General features: G+C 61.2%; 11 protein-coding genes, 1 rRNA gene and 1 pseudogene. 7 read left to right on the plus strand and 6 right to left on the minus strand.

The window, feature by feature from the left end; genetic code table 11:
• Nucleotides 1-148: 148 nt before the first annotated feature.
• A 5S ribosomal RNA gene (gene rrf / locus A4C63_RS24875) occupies nucleotides 149-264 on the plus strand.
• 111 nt (nucleotides 265-375) lie between these two features.
• Here the strand turns inward: rrf and A4C63_RS24880 are convergent.
• The 4 genes from A4C63_RS24880 to A4C63_RS24895 form a co-directional block, all read right to left on the minus strand.
• Entirely contained in the window at nucleotides 376-2,790 is a 2,415-nt protein-coding gene (locus tag A4C63_RS24880) for a TonB-dependent siderophore receptor (RefSeq protein WP_063915105.1), read from the minus strand.
• A 197-nt stretch (nucleotides 2,791-2,987) separates the two neighbouring features.
• Complete coding sequence (locus A4C63_RS24885; RefSeq protein WP_063915095.1) at nucleotides 2,988-3,944, minus strand: FecR domain-containing protein; 957 nt, start codon at nucleotides 3,942-3,944, stop codon at nucleotides 2,988-2,990.
• A 4-nt stretch (nucleotides 3,945-3,948) separates the two neighbouring features.
• On the minus strand, nucleotides 3,949-4,452 hold the full coding sequence (locus A4C63_RS24890) for a sigma-70 family RNA polymerase sigma factor (RefSeq protein WP_063915096.1): 504 nt from the start codon (nucleotides 4,450-4,452) through the stop codon (nucleotides 3,949-3,951).
• A gap of 110 nt (nucleotides 4,453-4,562) precedes the next feature.
• Nucleotides 4,563-5,252 carry a GntR family transcriptional regulator gene (locus A4C63_RS24895; protein WP_063915097.1) on the minus strand — a complete coding sequence of 230 codons (690 nt, stop codon included), beginning with the start codon at nucleotides 5,250-5,252 and terminating at the stop codon, nucleotides 4,563-4,565.
• A gap of 205 nt (nucleotides 5,253-5,457) precedes the next feature.
• Between A4C63_RS24895 and lapG the strand changes: the two genes are divergently transcribed.
• Both lapG and lapD read left to right on the plus strand, forming a co-directional pair.
• The gene (gene lapG / locus A4C63_RS24900; RefSeq protein ID WP_172827556.1) at nucleotides 5,458-6,219 is read left to right on the plus strand and encodes a cysteine protease LapG; all 762 of its coding nucleotides are present in this window, start codon (nucleotides 5,458-5,460) and stop codon (nucleotides 6,217-6,219) included.
• A 10-nt stretch (nucleotides 6,220-6,229) separates the two neighbouring features.
• Nucleotides 6,230-8,176, plus strand: coding sequence for a cyclic di-GMP receptor LapD (gene lapD, locus A4C63_RS24905; protein ID WP_063915098.1), 1,947 nt, complete (start codon nucleotides 6,230-6,232; stop codon nucleotides 8,174-8,176).
• 150 nt (nucleotides 8,177-8,326) lie between these two features.
• Here lapD and A4C63_RS24910 read toward each other — a convergent pair whose 3' ends face one another.
• Complete coding sequence (locus tag A4C63_RS24910; RefSeq protein ID WP_063915099.1) at nucleotides 8,327-9,703, minus strand: HlyD family type I secretion periplasmic adaptor subunit; 1,377 nt, start codon at nucleotides 9,701-9,703, stop codon at nucleotides 8,327-8,329.
• Nucleotides 9,693-11,849, minus strand: a complete 2,157-nt coding sequence (locus tag A4C63_RS24915; protein WP_063915100.1) for a type I secretion system permease/ATPase — start codon at nucleotides 11,847-11,849, stop codon at nucleotides 9,693-9,695. The genes A4C63_RS24910 and A4C63_RS24915 overlap by 11 nt, the downstream gene beginning before the upstream one ends.
• Nucleotides 11,850-12,813: 964 nt before the next feature.
• Between A4C63_RS24915 and A4C63_RS26470 the strand changes: the two genes are divergently transcribed.
• The 4 genes and pseudogenes from A4C63_RS26470 to A4C63_RS26485 all read left to right on the plus strand — a co-directional run bounded on the left by A4C63_RS26470 (nucleotide 12,814) and on the right by A4C63_RS26485 (nucleotide 22,461).
• Nucleotides 12,814-16,596 (plus strand): retention module-containing protein, encoded by a 3,783-nt coding sequence (locus A4C63_RS26470; RefSeq protein WP_063915101.1) that lies wholly within the window; start codon nucleotides 12,814-12,816, stop codon nucleotides 16,594-16,596.
• Nucleotides 16,566-17,345: an immunoglobulin-like domain-containing protein gene (locus tag A4C63_RS26475; RefSeq protein ID WP_063915102.1), complete on the plus strand. Its 780-nt coding sequence runs from the start codon at nucleotides 16,566-16,568 to the stop codon at nucleotides 17,343-17,345. Before A4C63_RS26470 ends, A4C63_RS26475 begins: the two co-directional genes overlap by 31 nt.
• 21 nt (nucleotides 17,346-17,366) lie before the next feature.
• A pseudogene (locus A4C63_RS26480) lies at nucleotides 17,367-17,760 on the plus strand (immunoglobulin-like domain-containing protein); the annotation flags it as partial.
• Nucleotides 17,761-17,874: 114 nt separating this feature from the next.
• Nucleotides 17,875-22,461, plus strand: a complete 4,587-nt coding sequence (locus tag A4C63_RS26485) for an immunoglobulin-like domain-containing protein (RefSeq protein ID WP_371106165.1) — start codon at nucleotides 17,875-17,877, stop codon at nucleotides 22,459-22,461.
• Nucleotides 22,462-22,671: the final 210 nt, after the last annotated feature.

The following is a 22,671-nucleotide window of genomic DNA, read 5'->3' on the forward strand; positions in this document are numbered from 1 at the left end:
TGTGGGGTTTCCCCAGGTGAGAGTAGGTCATCGTCAAGATTCATTTCGCAAACCCCCTATCTGCGCCTGCAGGTAGGGGTTTTGTCTTTAAGTAGGAACTACAGAGATTCGCAGGCACGTCCGAGGGACGGGCCAGCACACAGAATTTCTTGACGACCATAGAGCATTGGAACCACCTGATCCCATCCCGAACTCAGCAGTGAAACGATGCATCGCCGATGGTAGTGTGGGGTTTCCCCATGTGAGAGTAGGTCATCGTCAAGATTCAAATCCAAAGCCCCTGTCTGCGATGCAGACAGGGGCTTTGTCTTTTCCGGGCCATAGCTTCCAGGCGAGCGCTCCTACAAGCACCGGGTATTAACGGCTGCCATATGCTCAGAACTGATAGCTGACCGTTGCGCTTACATTGCGCTCTTCACCCATGTAGCAGTAGTTCAGGCTGGCACATGAGGTGATGTAGCTTTCATTGGTAAGGTTATTGGCGTTCAGGCGCACATCTACCCCCCGGAGGCCGACCTTGCCCAGGTCATAGCCGATCGAGGCGTCTAACAGGGTGTAGGAAGGCACCTTCATGCTGTTTTCCGCATCCACCCAGCTGTACCCCACATACCGCACCCCACCGCCCAAGCGCAGGCCATCCAGTGCCCCCTGGTGGAAGTTGTAGTCGGCCCACAGCGAGAACATCTGTTTCGGTGCCTGGGTTGGCGAATTGCCCTTGTTGTCCAGGTTGTCCGACACCAGGCTGGGCATCGACTTGGCGTACTCGATGTCGGTAAAGGTATAGCCGCCCAGCAGCTTCAAGCTATCGGTCAGCTGCACATGGGCCTCCAGTTCCAGCCCTTGTGAGCGCACTTGCCCTACAGGGCGATAGAACTCCTCGTCAGGCTGCTTCGAGGCCAGGTTCTCCTGCTCGATACGGAACACCGACGCGGTGAACAGGTTATCGCTACCCGCTGGTTGATACTTGATGCCGGCCTCCCATTGAGTGCCCTCGGTAGGTGCCAGAGGGCGGCCTTCCTGGTCGGACACGGTATTGGGGTTGAACGACTCCGAGTAGCTGACATAAGGCGCAATCCCGTTCTCGAACAGGTAAAGCACCCCGGCGCGGGTAGTGAATCTGGAGCGCTGGTCACGGACGTTGGTGTTGCTGTCGCGATTCTCCTCCGACACCTTCACCCAGTCCTGGCGCAGCCCCAAGGAGAGGCGCCATTGGTCCAGCTCCACCAGGTCCTGCAGGTAGACGCCCGTTTGCTGCAAACGCCGCTGGTAGCGGTTCTCACCCAGCACCTGAAGGTTGCCATTGCCGTACTGCGGATTACCGGCATCCAGCGGGTCGACTGTGCCATAGCGCCACGCCACGTCGGCCTTGCGTCGCTGGTAGTCGGTGCCCAGCAGCAGGGTGTGTTTGGCGGCCCCGGTGAAAAACTCCGCCTGCAGCATGTTGTCGATGATGTACGAATGCAGGCGTTCGTCGCCGCCGGTATAGGCGCGGTTGAGGATATTGCTGTGGGCATCCGCCCAGCCGGCGGAATACACCTGGTCCATCGACACATCGGAGTCCTGATAGCGGAAGTTCTGTCGTGCGGTGAACACATCGTTGAAGCGATGCTCGAACTGGTAGCTGAAGGATTGTTGGGTGCGCTCGTAGTTGTCGATACCCGGCTCGCCTTCAAAGAAGTGGTCCGACAGACGCAAGCCGTTGCGCTGGTGCAGCATGCCGTCTGCAGGGTTACCGCCGTGGTAGCCGCCGTTGGGGTCGTGTTGCAGGTAGGCCTGCAGGGTAAGTGAGGTGTCTTCGCTGAAGTCGATGCTGACGGCCGGCGCGATGGCGTAGCGTTCTTCCTTGTTGTGGTCGAACTGCGTGTCGGAAGCATCCGCCAGGCCTGTCAGGCGATAAGCGATACGCTTGTCGTCATCCACGGGCCCGCTGAAGTCGAAACCCATGCCAAGCTGGCCCTGGGTACCGAGGGTGGCCTGGACTTGATGGTAGGGGGTAAACAGCGGCTTCTTGGTGGTCAGTGCCACCAGGCCTCCTGGCGAGCTGCGGCCATACAGTACCGAAGACGGTCCCTTGAGAATATCGATGCGCTCAAGGAAGTACGGGTCCACCTGCATGGTGCTGTAGGTGCCGTTGTCTCCCATCGACTTGAGCCCGTCGACGTAGATGTTATCCACCGAACCGTCGTTGAAGCCACGCATGGCCACATAGTCATAGCGATGGGTCGCCCCGTAGGGGTTGGTCAGCACTCCAGGTGTGTAGCGCATGGCTTGGGCAACGGTTTGCGAGCCCTGGTCGTCCATCTGCTGGCGGGTAACCACCGAGACCGATTGCGATGTCTCCACCAGCGGCATGCTGGTCTTGGTCGCCACCTGGCTGTGGGTGGCGTTGTAACCCTCCATGCTGCCCAGTGCATTGCCAAGGGTGAAGCTACGGACATCGGTGTCTGGCAATGACACTGCGGCGCCTTGGGGTTGTGCCTGCAACACGTAGCTGCGGCCGTCGTGGCTGAGCGCCTCCAGGCCGCTGCCATTGAGCAACTGGCGCAGTGCCTGATCGGTGGGGTACTGCCCCTGCAGGCCGTTTGACTGCAAGCCTTGGGTGAGCTGAGGTGTGCTCGACAGGGTGATGCCAGCCTGGCGGGCGAACTGGTTGAGCACGTCGTCCAGCTGGCCGGCCGGGATCGCATAGTGATGGCTCATCTGGGTCGTTTCAGCTGCCACGGACAGTTGCGGGACGGCTATCAGGCCCAAGGCGGTGCCAAACAGGGTGGCCCGGATGGCTTTGCGCAGAGTCGTTGAGTGCAAGACAGGTCGAAAATCATTCGCGTTGAATGTGTGCGTGTGCACGGGGGCAGTAGGCATGAAGGGTCCGTTGAAGTGTGAGGGCAGGAGGTGTCGCTTACTGTCCTAGCCGGACCGGCAGTCAAAACCCGCCAAAAAAGCTATTGGGGCGCGCAGCGGCCCTGAACGCAATGGCCCCCGTCAGATCAGACTAGCCCCTCCACACGCACCCACCAGCGCGTACGTTGGCGAAGTCGCACGGGCAGTGTCTGGGGCAGCAGCTGCAGCAGTTTTTCCGGGTCTTCGAGGCGGAACACACCCGACAGGCGTACATCGGCAATGTCTTCGCTGCAGCCCAGGTAACCATGGCGATAACGGCTGACCTGCGCGAGGAAGTCGAACAGGCGCATGTTCCGGGTGACGATCAGCCCGTCGGTCCAGGCCATCGCGTCCATGTCCACCTGCTCGAGCCGGTGTGCGCCTTGCGCATCCAGGCGCCAGTTCTGGCCGCTTTCGATCCATTGCAGCTGGCCATTGCCAGGCCGGTGTATCGCCACCCTGCCATGGCTGACACTGACCCGCGTGCAGTCGCTGTCCTGGCGTGCCACAAAGCGCCCTTCGAACCCTTCCAGTAACGCGTCACGCGTCTGTACAAGCAAGGGATGCTGCGGGCTGCAGGTAATCATCAATTCCCCCTGCTTCAGGCGGACCAGGCGCTGCTGGTCATTGAAGGCCAGGTCCACGGCACTGCGGGTATTGAGTTGCATCAGCGAGCCATCGGGAAGCGCGAAGCTGCGTCGTTCACCCGTGCCGGTGGCGTAGTCCGATGCCCAAGCGTTGACTGCATCCAGGTCTTTGCCCAGCCATGTCGCTGTCCCCACCATGGCAACGCCGCCAAGCAGCTTCAGTACCTGCCGGCGCTGCAGGCGGCGCTGGCTGGTCTCCAGGGTCTGCAAGGCCAGCCCGGCGCCGGGGATGGCGCGCAGATCGAGGTCCTGGTGCAGGTGCATCACCCGTTGCCAGGCCTGTTCATGTTCCTGGCGGGCACTGCGCCATTGCCTGCACTGTTGCTGCAGGGCAGGGTCATGCCCGTTCTCGCGCAGCCTGAGCATCCACTGGATGGCCTGCTTGACCGCTGTTGCGCCAGGCTGTGCGGCGGTCATCGCGTCAGCACTCGTCTGCGTAGCGCAGTAGGTAGCAATGGTAGAGCGCATCGGCGATGTAGCGCTCCACGGTACGCACCGAGATCCCCATCTGGTCGGCGATGGCCTGGTGCTTCAGCCCCTCGCATTGGGCCAGCAGGAATGCGCGGCGTACTTTGGGCTTGAGGCCGTCGAGCATGCGCGCGATGCGTTCCAGCAACTCCAGCAGCAACTCACGGGTTTCGGCTGAGGGGGCTTGTGCTTCCGGTACCTGTGCCAGTGCCTCGAGATAGGCCCTGTGCAGTTCCTCGCGTCGCCAGTGGTCGATCACCAGCCCACGCGCGACTGTACGCAGAAAGGCCCGTGGCGTGTTCAGTTGCAGGTGTTCGCGACGCTGCAGCAGGCGCACGAAGGTGTCCTGGGCCAGGTCTGCGGCATCGGCTGCGTTGCCCAGCTTGCTGCGAAGCCAGGCATGCAACCAGCCGTGGTGGTCACTGTAGAGCGTTTGCACGGAATCGTTGCTGGGCATGGGGGAGGGCGCTGCCATCAATAGACATGAATGATAATTAGTCTCATTGTTGGCGGGGCCCGATCAATTTGCAACCCATCCGACTGCACCGTGCGCGCAGTCTCTACCCGCTAGCGCCCCAGTTGCGTATCCAGGTACTTGCGGATTACCCGCGATGCGCTATTCAGGTGCCGTTCCAGCACCGCTACAGCTTCGTCCACCAGCTTGTCGCTAGCCGCATTCACCAGTGCGTTGTGATCGTCCTGGGTGAGCTTGCCCAAGCCCATGGACGAAAGATGAAACCGCAGGAAGCGCTCTTCCTCGTTCAGTTCGTCCTCGATCAGGCGCAGCAGTTTCTTGTTTGGCGCCTTGTTGTACAACGACATGTGGAGCAGGCGATTGAGGCGGCCGATTTCGGCGTGGCGGGTTTCGTTCTCCAGTTGCTGGATATACCCGCGGGCGCTGGCGATGTCGCTGGCATCGAGCAGTGGAATGGACTGGCGTAGCGCCTCGGTCTCGAGCAGCACGCGCAGGGCATAGGTGTCCACCGCGTCTTCGCCTATCAATGGCGCAACCACCGCCCCCTTGTGCATCTCCACTTTCAGCAGCGATTGCGCTTCGAGCTGGCGCAGGGCCTCGCGCACGGGCATGCGGCTGACACCGAACAAGGTGGCGAGCTCTTGTTGTCGCACCGCAGTACCTGGGGGCAAGCGGCCATCCAGAATGGCACTGCGCAGGCGTTCTTCAATCACGCCACGGGCTTGGTGCGGCAACAACTGCTCGCTGGCCAGCACATTGCTCAATTTGATTTTCTCGGGCACGCGACGTCTGCCTCAACGATGACTAAAGTTGGATCCAATGACACTAGTAATAGCTCCCGGGGGTGTCAAACCAGCACCCGCGATGGGACGGGCGCCCCAAAAAGCGCGGCTATGGTGGATGAAGTCGCCGTTCAAAGGAAGCAACCTATAGAAGGTTATAACCATAAAGTGTAGATCGACTGACCAACGGGTGCATGATTGCAGGGTGCCATTGTCTTTTGCCGTGCCAAGCCGCACCATCGCTGCTTTCGACTGGCCGGAACAGGGCTTCGCAGTGGCGATATCCTGGATGCTCAAAACCGTTGTGCAACGTGTCGGCCTTGCTGCACTGCTGGGTGGCCTGCTGCTGGGCGGCTTGCACGCGGATTGGGACTTTTCCCAGATCAGCCGCAAGTCGCAGGCCCTGTATGGCCAGCTGGGCGCCGGGCAGGGCCGTATCGATGCCTGGCAGAACCTGATGGCCACGCAGAAGCAGGGTACGGAGCTTGAGCGGTTGCAGGTGGTCAACCGCTTCTTCAACCAGCAATTGCGCTACGTCGAGGACATCGACCTGTGGCATGAGGTCGATTATTGGGCCACGCCGGTGCAGGCGCTGATCAAGGGCGCAGGGGACTGCGAGGACTACGCCATCGCCAAGTATTTCAGCCTGCGGCGCATGGGCATCCCCAGCGAAAAGCTGCGCATCACCTACGTCAAGGCGCTGCGGCAGAACCGGGCGCACATGGTCCTGACCTATTATTCAAGCCCACAGGCACAACCATTGGTACTCGACAGCCTGATGGATGCCATCAAGCCGGCCAGCCAGCGTTCCGACCTGCTGCCGGTGTACGCCTTCAATGGTGAGGGGCTGTGGCTGACGGGGGCCGCAGGCAACAAGAAGGTCGGCGATACCAAGCGGCTGTCACGCTGGCAGGATTTGCTGAAGAAAATGCAGGCCGAAGGGTTCCCGGCCGAGCCGGTTTACTGAAGGAGCACAGATGTCACTGTTCAAACAATTGCTGTTGGCCATTTGCCTGTTCCTGGTGGTCGCCTTCAGTGGCAGTTTCATGGTCAGCCTGGAAAGCTCGCGCAGCCAGTACGTCAACCAGTTGCGCTCGCACGCCCAGGATGCGGCGACTGCGCTGGCGCTGTCGCTGACACCGAATATCGACGACCCGGCGATGGTCGAGCTGATGGTCAGTTCGATCTTCGACAGTGGTTACTACTCAAGCATCAAGGTCGTCGACCTTGGCTCCAATGCCGTGCTGGTGGAGCGCCATGCCGAGCCGGACCCCGGCGGTGTCCCGGGCTGGTTCGTGCACCTGATCGGCCTGGAAGCTGCCGGTGGCGATGCCATCGTCAGCCGTGGCTGGCAGCAGGCCGCGCGCGTTGAAGTGATCAGCCACCCGATGTTCGCCATTGCCAAACTCTGGCAAAGCGCCCTGGGCAGCCTGGGCTGGTTGTTGCTGTGTGGCGCGGCCAGTGCCGTACTTGGCGCCTTGCTTTTGCGTCGCCAGTTGCGGCCGCTGGACTACATGGTCGAGCAATCCCACGCCATCGCCCGCCGCGAATTCCTCAGCCTGTCCGAGCTGCCGCGTACGCCGGAGCTGCGCCGGGTAGTGCAGGCGATGAACCAGATGGTCGAGAAGCTCAAGGCACTGTTCACCGAGCAGGCCGAGCGCAGTGAGCGGTTGCGTGCCGAGTCTTACCAGGACAGCCTGACCGGCCTGTCCAACCGCCGTTATTTCGAGATGCAGCTGAACACCCGGGTGAGCAACCTGGAAGAAGCGCGCGCCGGCTACCTGCTGTTGCTGCGGGTCCAGGGGCTGGCGGGGTTGAACGCCCGCCTTGGCGGCCAGCGCACCGACCAGTTGCTGCAGGCCGTGGGTGAGCAGTTGCGTCGCACCTGTGCCAGCTACCCGGAAACCAACGACCTGATTTCCCGCAGCCGTGGGGGAGAGTTTGCCGTGCTGGCGCCGGGCATGGTGCATGAAGAGGCGGTACAGCTCGCCCAGGCCCTGGAAGCGACCCTGCATAGCCTGCATGAAACCGGCGCCAGTGATATCGACCCGGTGGCCTGCATCGGCCTTGCCCCCTACAGCCCTGGTGACGCACCGCAGGCGCTGCTCAAGCTCGCCGACGAAGCCCTGGCCCGCGCCGAGAACCAGCCGGCGCCGGGTTGGGTCTGCCTCGAGCAGGGTGTAGCCGCAGTCGCTGCGGACAGCCAGCATGCCTGGCACGAGCGGCTCGACCAGGCGTTCATCGGCGGGCATTTCGAGCTGTTCTTCCAACCCGTGGTGGATTGCGGCACTGCGCAACGGGTGCTGCACCACAAGGTGATTTCGCGCTTGCAGGATGGCCAGGGCGAGGCGCTGCAGGCTGGCCGCTTCCTGCCCTGGCTGGAGCGTTTCGGCTGGATGCCGCGGCTGGACGTGCTGGTGCTGGAAAAGGTACTTGCACACCTGCGCGGGCATGACCAGGTGCTGGCGCTTAACCTGTCAGCCGCTACCTTGGCCGACCCCAAGGCTCTGCAGCGTGTCTTCGAACTGCTGGGCCAGCATACGGCGCTGGGGCCGCGCCTGATTTTCGAAATTGGTGAAGAGCAACTGCCCGAGCAGTCTGCCCTGGAGCAGCTGACCCGGCGCCTGCATGTGCTTGGCTTCGGCTTGGCGCTGCAACGCTTTGGTGGTCGCTTCAGCATGATCGGCAACCTGGCGCACCTGGGCCTGGCATACCTGAAGATCGATGGCAGCTACATCCGCAACATTGACCATGAACAGCACAAGCGGCTGTTCATCGAAGCGGTCCAGCGCGCGGCACATAGCATCGACCTGCCGCTGATTGCCGAGCGGGTCGAGACGGAAGGGGAGCGCTTGGTGTTGCGGGAGATGGGCGTGGGCGGGATTCAGGGGCAGTTGGTTGGTGAGCCTGCGCCCTGGCGCTAAGTTTCGGGTTTGCAGTTCTGGCCGTATCGCCGGCAAGCCCGCTCCCACAGGGTCCCTGCTAATTCAATTAGTTATGTGCAGTTCTATGAGAGCTGGCTTGCCGGCGACAGGGCCAGGGTGGCCACTGAATAAAGACAGTGGCCAGGATCATCAGCGCTCGCGCAGCGCCTCAGAACGCGCCTTCATGATCGGCTTGAGCAGATAGCTCATGATGGTCTTCTTGCCGGTCATGATATCGACCGTCGCCACCATCCCCGGAATGATCAGCAGCGGTTTCTCGTCAGAGCCCAGGTGGCTGCGATCGGTGCGCAGCTTGATCAGGTAGTAGGTGGTCTTCTTGTCTTCATCGGTGATGGTGTCGGCACCGATCTGCTCCAGCTTGGCCTTGAGCCCACCGTAGATGGTGTAGTCATAGGCCGTGAACTTGACCGTGGCCTCCTGGCCCGGGTGCAGGAAGGCGATGTCCTTGGGCAGGATCTTCGCCTCGATGACCAGCGTGTCGTCCAGTGGTACTACTTCGAGGATATCGCTGCCAGGCTGGATCACCCCGCCAATGGTGTTCACCAGCAGCTGCTTGACGATACCGCGCACCGGTGAAGTGACCATGGTGCGGTTCACCCGGTCGTCCAATGCCTTGCTGGTAGCCGTGGCCTTGTTCAACTCGGTGCGTGCTTCGTTCAGTTGGGTCAACGCTTCGCTGCGGAATTTGCCGCGGGTCTCTTCGATCTTGCTTTGCACCTCGCGGATGGCCGCCTCGGCACGCGGGATCGCCAGTGCGGTGGAATCCAGCTGGCCGCGGTTCTCCACTTCGGCACGGCGCAAGCGCAACACTTCAACCTGGGAGATCGCGCCGGTGGCCACCAGTGGCTCGGACATGTTGATCTCTTTGCGCAGCAGTTCCAGGCTGTTGGCGTACTGGGCACGTTTTGAACTGTACTCGCGCAGTTCCTGCTGGCGCTGGACCAGCTGCTGTTGCAGGCCGCCAATCTCGTCCTGCAGTTGCTGGCGCCGGCTCTGGTACAGCGACTCTTCACTGGCCGCCTGGCTTGGCGCGGCCTTGCGCAGCGCCTCGTCGATTTTCAGCGGGCTGTCCTCGACCTCGGCACTCAGGCGTTCGACGCGCAAGGCCATGGCCAGGCGGTCGGCCTCGGTTTCACCCACGTTGGAGGCGAAGCGGGTTTCATCCAGGCGCAGCAACGGCTGGCCCACTTCGACGATCTGCCCTTCCTTGGCGAAGATCTCGGCGACGATGCCGCCCTCCAGGTTCTGGATCTTCTGCACCTTGGACGACGGAATGGCCTTGCCTTCGCCCCGTGTAACTTCGTCGATAGGCGCGACACTGGCCCACACGATCAGGAACACGAAGAACAGGATCACGCCCCAGATGGTCAGCCGCACGACCCGCGGCGCATCCTCGATCAGGGCCTTGTTGACCTCAGGCAGCGGCTGGCCGCCCAGTGAATCGGAACCTTTGAAATAGCGCCGCAGGCCGTCCTTGAATTGCCCCACATCCAGCTTATGCAACACTGATCTGCCCCTTCTTCAGCGCATCCATGACCGCGGCTTTCGGGCCGTCGGCGACAATCTGCCCGCGATCGATCACGATCAGCCGGTCCACCAGCGACAGCAGCGAGGCACGGTGCGTGACCAGCAGCACCGTCTTGCCTTCCACCACCGCCTGCAGCCGCTGCTTGAGGCGTTCTTCACCGGTGTTGTCCATGGCGCTGGTCGGTTCGTCCAGCAGCAGGATCTGCGGGTTGAGCAACAGCGCGCGGCCCAGGGCGACGTTCTGCCGCTGGCCGCCGGAGAGGTTCTGCCCACGTTCACCCACTTGCAGCTCATAGCCGTCCGGGTGCAACCGGGCGAATTCATGCACGCCGGCCAGCTCGGCAGCCTGCAGAATCAACTCATCCTCGATGTAGCGGGCTCCGCTGACCAGGTTATCGCGCAGGGTGCCCGCCAGCAGCTGGATGTCCTGGGGCACGTAGCCGATGTTGTGGCGCAGTTCGCTGACATCGATCTGGCGAATGTCCACGCCATCGACCAGCAGCGAGCCGCCATCGGCCTCGTACAGGCCGACGATGAGCTTGGCCAGCGAGCTCTTGCCCGAGCCACTGCGGCCGATAATGCCCACCTTCTCGCCAGGGCGGATGGTCAGGTTGATGTTCTTCAGGGCCAGGTTCTGTTGGTTCGGGTAGGTGAAATCGACTCCGCGGAACTCGACGCTGCCCTGCAGCACCTTGCGGCTCAGCGGGCGTTCTTCGAAGTTGCGCTCTTGCGGCAGCTCCATCATGTGGTCGGTGGAGACCATGGTTACCTTGGCCTGCTGGTAGCGGGCGAGCAGGCCGTTGAGCTGGCCCAGCGGGCCGAGGGCGCGACCGCTGAGCATGTAGCAGGCCACCAGGCCGCCCATGCTCAGGTTGCCGTCGATGATCAGGTACACGCCGACGCAGATCATTGCCACGCCTGCCAGTTGCTGGATCAGCAGGGTGATGTTCATCGCCAGGCTCGACAGCACCTTCACCCGCAGTTCCAGACGGCTGAGGGTGCCGAGGGTCTGCTCCCACATGTATTGGCGTTCGCTCTCGGCGTTGTTGACCTTTACCGCATCCAGGCCGGCGAGGGTCTCGATCAGGCTGGACTGGCGCTCCGAGGCCAGGGCCATGGTTCGCTCCATGGTCGCCATCAGCGGCCGTTGCAGGGCGTAACCGATGCCCAGGGCCAGTGGGAAGGCGATGATCGGGATCCACACCAGGTGCCCGCCAATGATGGCGATGACGATCAGGATCAGGATGGTGAACGGCAGGTCGATCAGGCTGGTCAGGGTCAGCGAGGCGAGGAAGTCACGCAGGCCCTGGAACTCGTGAATGTTCTGGGCAAAGCTGCCGACCCTGGCCGGGCGGTACTTCATCGACATACCGACGATACGTTCGAACAGCGTTGCCGAAATGATCAGGTCAGTCTTCTTGCCGGCCAGGTCCAGGCACAAGCCGCGCAGGCCCTTGAGGATCAGGTCGAAGATATAGGCGCCGGCGATGCCGACAGCCAGCACCCAGAGGGTCGAGGTGGCCTGGTTGGGCACCACCCGGTCATATACGTTCATCACGAACAGCGGTGCGGCCAGGGCGATCAGGTTGATCACCAGGCTGGCGGCAATGGCGTCGATATATAACCACTTGCTGCGCAGCAAGGTATCGCGGAACCACGACTTCGCCCGCGGGATGAGGTTGCCGTGGTTGACGTCGAACTTGTGCTGCGGCTGGGCGAAGAACACCCGGCCACTGTAATCGCTCTGCAGGGCTTCGCGGCTGACATGCACCTCGCCGCCATCGCTCTCGCTGAGCAGCAGGCGCGCGGTGTCTTCGTTCTCCCAGCCCAGCAGGACGGCGCTGCGGCCTTCCTTGAGCAGCAACATGGCCGGCATGGCGATGCTCGGGATCTGCTCCAGCTTGCGCTGCAGCAGGCGCCCCTGCAGGCCGGCCCGGGCTGCTGCGCGGGGCAGCAGCTCGGGGCTCAGGCGCTGGGCGGGCAGCGGCAGGCCGGTGGTCAGCATGACCCGGCTGGCGGGTTTCTGGTGCAGGACACACAGGCTCAGCAGACTATCCAGCAGGGGATCGTCATGCTGACTGCGTGGATCGTGGCTGAGTTGGACTCGACTGACTTCGGATTCCACGCGGCGCTCTCTTCATCCTTGTGGTGGGTGGGGTGGGTGTACCGCCGTTCTGGCCGGCTCACCCTGGCGTTCAATGGTGCTGCCAGGCAGTGGTCATGAGGGCTACGGCACCCTGACGCTTGGGCAACCGGCCAATGGTCGCCTTGAATCGGTATGGAGTAAACAATTCTACGGTCTTCATTCCTGCAAGACGATGCTGGGTGTTTCATTTTTGATCCATTCAGCATCTAGTTTGCAGCATAGCCTGCTATCCGTCTGGCGACAGAGGTGTAGTCGAATCGACTTATACCTTTGTCAGGAAACAGGCGCTGACTTGTTGACGGTATTCTGCAACTAATTAGTCAAAATTCATCTATTCGGAAGCAGGTCGCTGACGGGTTTGGGCTTAACAATCGGCAATGCTTTCTTACTATTCAGGTTGGCAGTATTTGCGCAGTTGTTCGCTATCTCTTTGATCTACGGCAAGTCGCTGCACCGAGTAATTCAGCGCTACGCGCTGCTGATGTCATGAGCTGCCGTACGGCCCTTCGCCCGCCTGGCTTCCCGACCACTGTCTGGCTATCTTCAGGCAAGGTTTGTGCTTGTAACCGAGCAGTGACCTGAACATTGACACTTGAACCTTTGACCGCTGCCGATGGACGGATGTCATGGCGCATTGTTTGCGGCTACCGAGGTGCGCAAAAAGGCACTTGAAGTGGCCGCTGAACGCGCTTTCGATGATGTATGGCATTTGTCCTCAAGAAACGCTTGGCTAAGGTTTAAATATCAATGTGACATTACATGGCCGATTGTTTAGGATGGCATGTATAAGGTCAATAGTTTGGCAGTTAGTCAATTCCAAAAAGTTATAGACGGAATATTGACGTCAAAAAACGTCAAGAGATCATCGACATAGTTCCGCCTGAAGTGGCTTACAAGTGCCGCTCTGGCAGGGAAGTACCCATCGGGTCACACGGAGAGTCCAATGAGCAGCGTTGTAGCCATCGTCAAAAGTATTGTCGGCCAGGTTATTGCGGTATCCCCAGAGGGCATCCGGCGTGTTCTGATCGAAGGGGACCGTTTGCTGGCCGGTGAGGAAGTGCTCACTGGCCCAGGCGGCGCAGTTACTTTGGAACTGGCCGATGGCCGTTTGCTCGATCTGGGTCGTGACAGTCAGTGGAGCGCTGATGCACCGGACAGTAGCACCGACCTGAGCCAGGCGACCGCACAGGCCGCGCCGTCGGTGGAAGAGTTGCAACAGGCGATCGCTGCCGGTGTCGACCCGACTACCGAGCTTGAGGCGACTGCGGCTGGCCCATCGGCAGCGGGCGGTGGTGGCGCGCTGGGCGGTGGCCACAGCTTTGTCATGCTCGAAGAAACCGCGGGCCGGGTTGACCCTACCATCGGCTTCCCGACTGACGGGCTTGGCTTTGCTGCCGTGCTTGATAGCGAAGAGGTTGGCGTGCTGGATACCACCAGCAACAACCAGATCACCACGCCGACGACAGACACCAGCGTCGCTACCGACCTGGTTCTTGTCGCTACCCCTTCGATCAGCGAAGCGGGTGGCGTAATCGTTTATACCGCTACGGTTGGCCAGGCGCCGACTACCAACCTGGTGGTCACCCTGTCCAACGGTGCCGTAATCGTCATTCCGGCTGGGCAGACCACTGGTAGCGTCAATGTCGAGGTGCCGGCGAACGATACCCCATATATCGACGGCGGCCAGATTTCGGCGACCGTAACGGGCACCACCGGGGGCGGTGGGCTGACGGTGACAGTGCCGCAAACGCCAGCGGTTACTCAGGTTACCGATACCATTGACACCACTACGGCGACCCTGACCGCTTCGCCAAGCGTCACCGAAGGCGGCGTGATCACTTACACCGTGACCCTGAGCAATCCAGCGCAGACCCCGGTGACCGTAACCCTGTCCAACGGCCAGACCATCACCATCGAGGCTGGCAAGACCCAGGGCAGTGTCGACTTCCAGACGCCGGCCAACGACGTCTACAACAACGGCTCGACCGTCAGCACCACGATTACCGGTGCGACCGGTGGCAACTTCGAGCAGTTGGTGCCGAATCCGACTCCAGCTCAGACCACCATCAACGACTCGATCGACACCACCACCGCGACCCTGACGGCGAGCCCGTCGGTGACCGAAGGTGGCGTCATCACCTACACCGTGACCCTGAGCAACCCGGCCCAGACCCCGGTGACCGTGACCCTGTCCAACGGCCAGACCATCACCATCGAAGCCGGCAAGACCCAGGGCAGCGTTGACTTCCAGACGCCGGCCAACGACGTCTACAACAACGGTTCGACCGTTAGCACCACGATTACCGGTGCGACCGGTGGCAACTTCGAGCAGCTGACGCCGAACCCGACCCCAGCCTCGACGGTCATCAATGACAGCATCGATACTGTCACCGTAAGCATCGTCAGCAATGGCAACGTGACCGAAGACCAGCAGCCTTCCTTCACTGTGAAGGTAAGTCAGGCACTTGATCGTCCGCTGACTGTTACCCTGTCGAACGGCGACACCGTGACCATTGAGGCTGGCAAGACTGAAGTCGAGTACAAAACCTCGGTCCAAGGTGATGACGTCATCACGGACGCCGGCTCCGTCACTCTCAGCGTCACCGATGCCACCGTCTCGGGTGCCACCTTCGAGAAGCTGGCCCTTGGTGGCCCGGCGACCGTTGAAATCTCGGACACCATTAGTGAAGTCGTCGCCACTTTGACCGTCGACAAGACTTCCGTGACTGAAGGTGGCCAGGTGACTTACACCGTCACCCTGACCAACGCACAGGGTCTGCCTGTTACCCAGCACGGCGCGCTGACCTTCACCCTGAGCGATGGCACGAAAGTCACCATTCCGGCCAACAACGCGTCGGGCACCGCGACCATCACGGTCAACGATGACGTTTATGTCGGCGGTCAGGCGGCTATCGCGAACAAACTGGAGTCAGTATCGGGGGCGGGCAACTTCGAGAAGCTGACGCTTGGCGGTGATACCGTTACCACCTCTGTAACTGACGAGCCAGGCTCCGGTACTCCGGGCGCTGGCAACCAGGGTGATCTGGTACAGGTGACCATCACCGCCGACCAGAGCTCGGTGGCTGAGGACCTCAAACCGACCTTCACCGTACGCATCAACGCACCACTGGAACACGACCTGGTCGTGACCTTGAGCAACAATGCCCAGGTCACCATCAAGGCTGGCGATACCAGTGCGCCGTATACTCATGACGCGCAGGGCGATGACGTCTACAACGACGCCGGCCAGATCAGTCTGGGCATCGAATCGGCGGCAGATGTCGATGGGCGAGTCTTCGAGAACCTGCAACTGGGCGGTCCCGCTTCGGTCGAGGTGACCGATACCATTAGCGAAGTGGTGGCCAAGCTGACGGCCACCGAGTCCGTCACTGAAGGTGGTGAAATCACCTACACCGTCACGCTGACCAGCAAAGACGGCCTGCCGCTCAACAGCCACTCGACGCTGTACTTCACCCTCAGCGACGGCAAGACCGTTGTTGTGGTGCCGGCCAACAGCACTACCGGTTCGATCACCGTCACCGCGCCGGACAACGTCTACGTGGGCGCCAATGCGCCAGTGGTCAACGCGATCGACTCGGTCAGCGGTGCAGACGCGTGGAAGTTCGAAAAACTGACCTTGGACAAGACCGAAGTCAGCACCACGGTGACTGACGAGCCTGGAACTCCAGGCCCTGGCGGCGATATCGTCAAGGTCACCATCGAAGCCAACCAGGAGTCGGTCTTCGAAAACCAGAATCCGACCTTCACCGTGAAGATCAACACCGCACTGGCGCACGACCTGGTCGTGACCCTGAGCAACAATGCCCAGGTCACTATCAAGGCGGGCGAAACCAGCGTGCAATACACCCACGGCGAGCAGGGTGACGACGTTTATCAGGATGCTGGCGAAATCAGCGTGGGCCTCAAGTCGGCGGCCGATACCGCAGGCAGCAGCTTTGAAAACCTGCAGTTGGGCGGCGATGCGTCGGTAAAAGTGACCGACACCATCAACGAAGTGGTGGCCAAGCTGACGGCGACCGAGTCCGTCACCGAAGGTGGCGAGATTACTTACACCGTCACACTGACCAGCAAAGACGGCCTGCCGATCAATAGCCACTCGACGCTGTACTTCACCCTCAGCGACGGCAAGACCGTTGTTGTGGTGCCGGCCAACAGCACCACCGGCTCGATCACCGTGACCGCGCCGAATGACGTCTATGTAGGTGCTCAGCCTGTCGTCAATGCGATCGACGCGGTCAGCGGCGCAGACGCGTGGAAGTTTGAAAAGCTGACTCTGGACAAGACAGAGATCAGAACCACCGTCACAGACGGACCAGACTCTGAGGACACCAGTTGCCTGACCCTGTCTGCTACGCCGACAGTGGCCGAAGGCGGAAAGATCACCTACACCGCTACCTTGACCAACAAGGCCGGCACCGATCTGGTGATCAAGCTGAGCAACGGCGAAACCATCACCATCGCAGCGGGCTCGAAGGAAGCGTCGATCACCATCGACGCGCCAAGCGACGACGTGTACGTCGATGCCGAAGACCTGAGCGTGACCATCACCGGCACCACCGGTGGCGACTTCGAGAAGCTGGACGTCAGCAGCACGGCGGCCGTGACCAAGGTCACCGACACCATCGACACCACTACGGTCACCCTGACTGCAACCTCGACGCGCCGAGCGACGATGTGTACATCGATGCTGAAGACCTCAGCGTGACCGTCACCGGTACTACCGGTGGTGACTTCGAGAAGCTCGACGTCAGCAGCACCGCGGCTGTGACCAAGGTCACCGACACCATCGACACCACCACCGTGACCCTGACTGCTACGCAAAGCGTGGTCGAGGGCGGCGTGGTCACTTACACCGCGTCGGTCAACCACCAGGTCACCGGCTCCGACCTGGTGATCAAGCTGACCAACGGCCAGACCATCACCATCCCGGTGGGTGAGTCGTCGGCGTCGGTGCCGTTCACTGCACCGAACAACGTCCATAACACCAACCTGGACCTGACCAACAAGATCACCGACATCTCCGGTGGTAATTACGAGAAGACCGTGGCCGTGGGCGAGCCGGTGACAACCGTGACCGACGGCCCTGGCAAGGACATTACCCACCTGACCCTGAGTGCGACACCAACGGTTGCCGAGGGTGGCAAGATCACCTACACCGCCACCTTGACCAACAAGGCGGGCACCGATCTGGTGATCAAGCTGAGCAACGGCGAGACCATCACCATTGCCGCCGGCTCGAAAGAAGCGTCGATCACCATCGATGCGCCGAGCGACGATGTCTACGTCGATGCTGAAGTCCTTCATGTCAAGATTACCGAAACCTCGGGTGGTGACTTCGAGAAGCTGAATGTAAACAGCGGTGCTGCCGTGACCAAGGTCACCGACACCATCGACACCACCACCGTCACCCTGACTGCAACCTCGACGGTTACTGAAGGTCGCGTAGTGACCTAATCCGCGTCGGTCACCCACCAGATGACCGGCTCAGACCTGGTGATCAAGCTGGCCAACGGTCAGTCCATCACCATCCCGGTGGGTGAGTCGTCGGCGTCGGTACCGTTTACCGCACCGAACAACGTCCACAACACCAACCTGGACCTGACCAACAAGATCACCGACATCTCGGGCGGCAATTACGAGAAGACCGTGGCAGTGGGCGAGCCGGTGACAACCGTCACTGACAACCCGGCTACCCCGGACATCACCACGCTGACCCTGACCGCCACGGACACTGTGGCTGAAGGCGGCAAGATCACTTACACCGCCACCCTGACCAACAAGGCGGGCACCGATCACCATCGACGCGCCGAGCGACGATGTGTACATCGATGCTGAAGACCTCAGCGTGACCGTCACCGGTACTACCGGTGGTGACTTCGAGAAGCTCGACGTCAGCAGCACGGCGGCCGTGACGAAGGTCACCGACACCATCGACACCACCACCGTGACGTTGACCGCGACTTCGACGGTTACTGAAGGCGGCGTGGTCACCTACACCGCGTCGGTCAACCACAAGGTCACCGGCTCCGACCTGGTGATCAAACTGGCCAACGGCCAGACCATCACCATCCCGGTGGGCGAGTCGTCGGCGTCGGTGCCGTTCACCGCACCGAACAACGTCCATAACACCAACCTGGATCTGACCAACAAGATCACCGAGGTCTCGGGTGGCAACTACGAAAAAGTGGTCTCTACCGGAAGCCCTGTCACCGTCGTAACCGACGTGCCGGGTACAAAGGACACCACAGTACTGAGCCTGACCGCGACCCCAACTGTCGACGAAGGCGGCAACATCACCTATACCGCCACCTTGACCAACAAGGCCGGCACCGAGATGACCGTCCGCTTGAGCAACGGCGAGACCATCACCATCGCCGAAGGTGCCACCCAGGGCAGCGTCACCGTCAAGGCACCTGCGGACGATCCGTACATTGATGCGGGCACGGTACAAGCCAAGATCAATGGAACTACGGGTGGTGACTTCGAGCTACTGTCCACCGACGGCGCCTACGCGGTCACCCAGGTCAAGGACACCATTGACCCCACCGGCCTGAGCCTCAGCGCCACGCAGACCGTCGAAGAAGGTGGCCAGATCACCTACACCGCCACCTTGACCAACAAGGCCGGCACCGACATGACCATCAAGCTCAGCAACGGCGCTGTCATCAGCATCGAAGCGGGCAAGCTCTCCGGTACCGTTACCGTTCCGGCGCCAACTGATGACGTCTATATCGATGCAGGCAACGTTTCGGCGAAAATCACCGAAACCACCGGTGGCAACTTCGAGAAGCTGAACGTCAGCGATACGGCGGCAGTCACAGCAGTCACGGATACCATCCAGACCACTACCCTGAGCATCAGCGGCACCGCCGCGGTCGCCGAAGGTGGCAATGCCACATACGTCCTGAACCTGACCAACAAGGCTGAAACCGACGTCACCGTCAAACTGAGCTACACCGGCACCGCAGCCGATGGCACGGACTACACCGGCGTAGCCACCGTGGTGATCAAGGCCAACAGCACGCAGGCAACGTTCACCATCCCGACCTTCAAGGACAGCGTCACCGAGGGCACCGAGCACTTCACCGTCAAGATCGATTCGGCCACTGGCGGCAACTTCGAGAAGCTCGACATCAGCACCAGTGCCGGCAGCGTGACCACCCAGATCTTCGAGCCAGCCCCGGTTCTGGACCTGGATGGCAACGACTCCAGCGGTAAGACCGGTGCCGACTACCAGACCACCTTCACCGAGAACCAGCCAGGCAGCGGTGTGTCGATCGGCGATGTGGACGTCACCATCACCGACTTTGACAGCTCGCAGCTGACGGGCGCGACGGTCACCCTGACCAACCGCCAGCCGGGTGACGCGCTGAACCTGGGCAACAGTGTCAACGGCATCTCGATCAATGCCAACAGCACCGATGGCAAGGTGGTCCTGACCCTGAGCGGCGCTGCATCGCTGGCCGACTATATCCAGGCGATCAAGAACATCACCTTCATCAACAGCAGCGAGAACCCGAGCACCACGCCTCGCATCATCACCGTGACGGTGACCGACGGCGTGAACACCTCGAACACCGCCACGACCACGGTAAATGTGATTGCGGTCAACGACGCACCGGTCGCCACCGGCGGCGCCGTCACTGGCGTCGAAGACACACCGCTGGTACTGACCTGGAGCGACTTCAACATTTCCGACGTCGACAGCGCCCTGTCGAGTCTGGGTGTGACCTTCACCCAGCTGCCAGCGGGCTCCCTGCAGCTCTTCAACGGCACCGCCTGGGTCAACGTCGCCCAGAACCAGGCCGTCAGCCAGGCCGACATCGCTGCCGGCAACCTGCGGTTCGTGCCGAAACCCAACGAGTCGGGTATCGACGGCTATGGCGGAACGGGTGTCGGCAACAAACAGGCCGACTACGCCCAGATCAAGTACAAGCCTACCGACGGTAGCGCTGCAGGCAACGAGGCAACGCTGAAGGTCGACATCGCGCCTGTAGCCGACAAGCCTGACCTGAACATCGGCAGCAACAACGCCGCTTCGCTTGGCCTGACCCGGGAAACCTGGAACAGCCTCACGGGCCTGGGCACCAACGGCAACGGCATCAGCGGTACTGCACTGAAGACCGTGTTCGCCAACTCTGGCAGTGCCAGCAAGACCGAGCAGGTTACCAGCGCCGATTCGGGCGGCAGCGTTACCGCCGGCACTGGTTCCAAGACCTCCGGCCTGATTTACCTGGAAGCCGGCCAGACCTACACCTTCAGCGGCGTCGCCGATGACAGCTTGCAGGTCTACATCGGTAAAACCAGCGTGGTCGGTGCCACCTGGGGCGCGGGGGGTACGATTTCCGGCAGCTTCTCGCCGCCTGTCAGCGGCTACTACACCCTGGAGATCTACCACGCCAACCAGGCCGGCCCGGGCAGCCTGGACATCAACGTCAAGGTCGGTAACGGCCCGGTGACCGACCTGAACAGCTCGGCCATCCCGATGTACCCGAACGTGACGGCGATGGGCAATGCCGGGCTTTCCGTGTCCGATTTCCACGGCAGTGACGGTCAGGGCTACTACGACGGCTACAAGCTCAACGAAGGGCCGGAGAACGGTACCGTCAAGCTGGTTGGCATCTCCACCAACCTGACCGACACCGACGGTTCCGAGAGCCTGAGCGTCAAGCTGGGCGGCATTCCGGCAGGTTCGGTACTCAGCGATGGCGCCGGTCATACCGTCACCGTCGGCGCCACTTCGGTTGATGTCACCGGCTGGAACCTCAACGGCCTGAGCATCAAGCCGCCGGCGTACTACCAGGGCAGTTTCGATGTGAAGGTCACCTCTACCGCCACCGAGAGCGTGGGCGGCAGCAAAGCCTCCACCGAGGGCACGATCAAGGTAACCGTCTATCCGGACACCTACACCGCCAGCAACCTGACCACCGACAGCGACACGTTCACTGGCACCGTCACCAGCGACATCATCGTTGCCGACATCAGTGGCCTGCACGTGACGCCGGGTCAGGACTACAACATTGCGTTCATCGTCGATACGTCGGGCAGTATGGGCAGTGCGGTCGACGCCGCGCGCAACTCGCTGAAGTCGGTGTTCGATACCTTGGCCAATAGCGTCAAGGGCGCGCAATCCGGCACAGTGAACATCCTGCTGGTGGACTTCTCCACCCAGGTGAACAGTACGGTCTCGGTCAACCTGGGCGACAAGAACGCGCTGAGCACGCTCTACAAAGCGCTCAATGCCCTCTACTCTGACGGGACGACCAACTACGAGGACGCCTTCAAGACTACCGCCAACTGGTTCCAGCAGCTCAAGGATGCCGGTAACACCGGCAGCCGCCAGACGTTCTTCATCACTGACGGTCAGCCGAACAGGTTTATGAGCGGCGAGTACGACGCCGTCTTCAAGAACACCAGCACCACACTGGATGCCGTGCTCAAGTCGATCAACTACAAATTGGGCGACGTGGTCACCGACAAGCTGGTAGGTAACAACAACCGCTTCAGCATCGATGCCAAAGGCTATGTGACTTCCGAGTACAAGACCGGCAACGGTAACAACTGGCGTAGCGACAGTGATGCTTCCGGGCAATTGCATGCCCAGGGTGACGGGACCTATGAGTTCTCTTACGTAGCCAGTTCCTCCGACTACTACGTGGACCTCAACTCCCAACAGAGCTTCCTGTTGTTGTCCAAGTTGTCTGGCGTGGAGGCTATCGGCCTCAACAACGCGGTCAACTTCAACGACCTGAAGCCTTACGACACCGATAGCAAGCCGCAGACCAATATCGACCCGAGCAAACTGGCGGAAGCGATCCTGGGTCACACCGAAGCCACCATGCCGGGCAATGACACCGTCAACGCGGGTGATGGCAATGACATCATCTTCGGTGACTTGGTGAGCTTCGGTTCGGTCGCCGGCAACGGTGTCGAAGCCATGCAGGGCTATGTGGCAGGCCAGCTGGGGGTGGCCGTGGGTGATGTCGACGGTCGAGTGCTGCACAAGTACATCGTCGAGCACGTCAGCGAATTCGATGTTTCGCGCAGCAACGATGGCAATGACATCCTCAACGGTGGCGCGGGCAATGACCTGCTGTTCGGCCAGGGCGGCGACGACACCCTCGACGGCGGCAAGGGCAATGACATCCTGCTCGGCGGCCTGGGCAAGGACACCCTGCTCGGCGGTGAAGGCAATGACATCCTGCTTGGCGGTAAGGGCGATGACACCATGACCGGTGGCAGTGGTGCCGATACCTTCGTGTGGAAGGCTGGCGATGCCGGCAATGACGTGATCAAGGACTTCAAGGTGGCCGAGGGTGACCGCATCGACCTGAAGGACCTGCTCCAGGGCGAGAAGGGCAGCACCATCGACAACTACCTGAAGCTCACCACGGTGGACGGCACGACGACGCTGCAGGTCAGCAGCGAAGGCAAGCTCAACGCCGCCGGTGGTATCGCCAACGCCGACGTGACCATCAAGCTGGAAGGGGTGAACTGGTCCAACACCACGATCAACTCGTTGATCAGCGGTGCTGACCCGACCATCATCATCCACAACAAGGACAGCTGATTGCTGATGCGCTAGCGGGCTGCTCTGCAGCCCGATCGCCGGCAAGCCAGCTCCCACAGGTACTGTGCAGCTCTCGAGAGTTGTGCGGTTCCTGTGGGAGCAACGGTCTTTGAAGCTTTTTTTGAGGCTGCCCCGCTAGGCATAGCTTCGCCAGCGATACCACGTAGAGGTGTCGCTGGCGAAGCCCGCGTTTCAGCAGATCAACCCTCG

The sequence above is a fragment of the Pseudomonas sp. p21 genome (genome assembly GCF_001642705.1).
In the GTDB taxonomy this organism is placed as follows: Bacteria; Pseudomonadota; Gammaproteobacteria; order Pseudomonadales; family Pseudomonadaceae; genus Aquipseudomonas.

What these genes read in the sequence shown, in the direction of transcription:
- A4C63_RS24890 (WP_063915096.1), bottom strand. Translation starts at nt 4,452, where the DNA reads ATGCCCAGCAACGATTCCGTGCAAACGCTCTACAGTGACCACCACGGC.
- A4C63_RS26470 (WP_063915101.1), top strand. Translation starts at nt 12,814, where the DNA reads ATGAGCAGCGTTGTAGCCATCGTCAAAAGTATTGTCGGCCAGGTTATT.
- A4C63_RS24885 (WP_063915095.1), bottom strand. Translation starts at nt 3,944, where the DNA reads ATGACCGCCGCACAGCCTGGCGCAACAGCGGTCAAGCAGGCCATCCAG.
- lapD (WP_063915098.1), top strand. Translation starts at nt 6,230, where the DNA reads ATGTCACTGTTCAAACAATTGCTGTTGGCCATTTGCCTGTTCCTGGTG.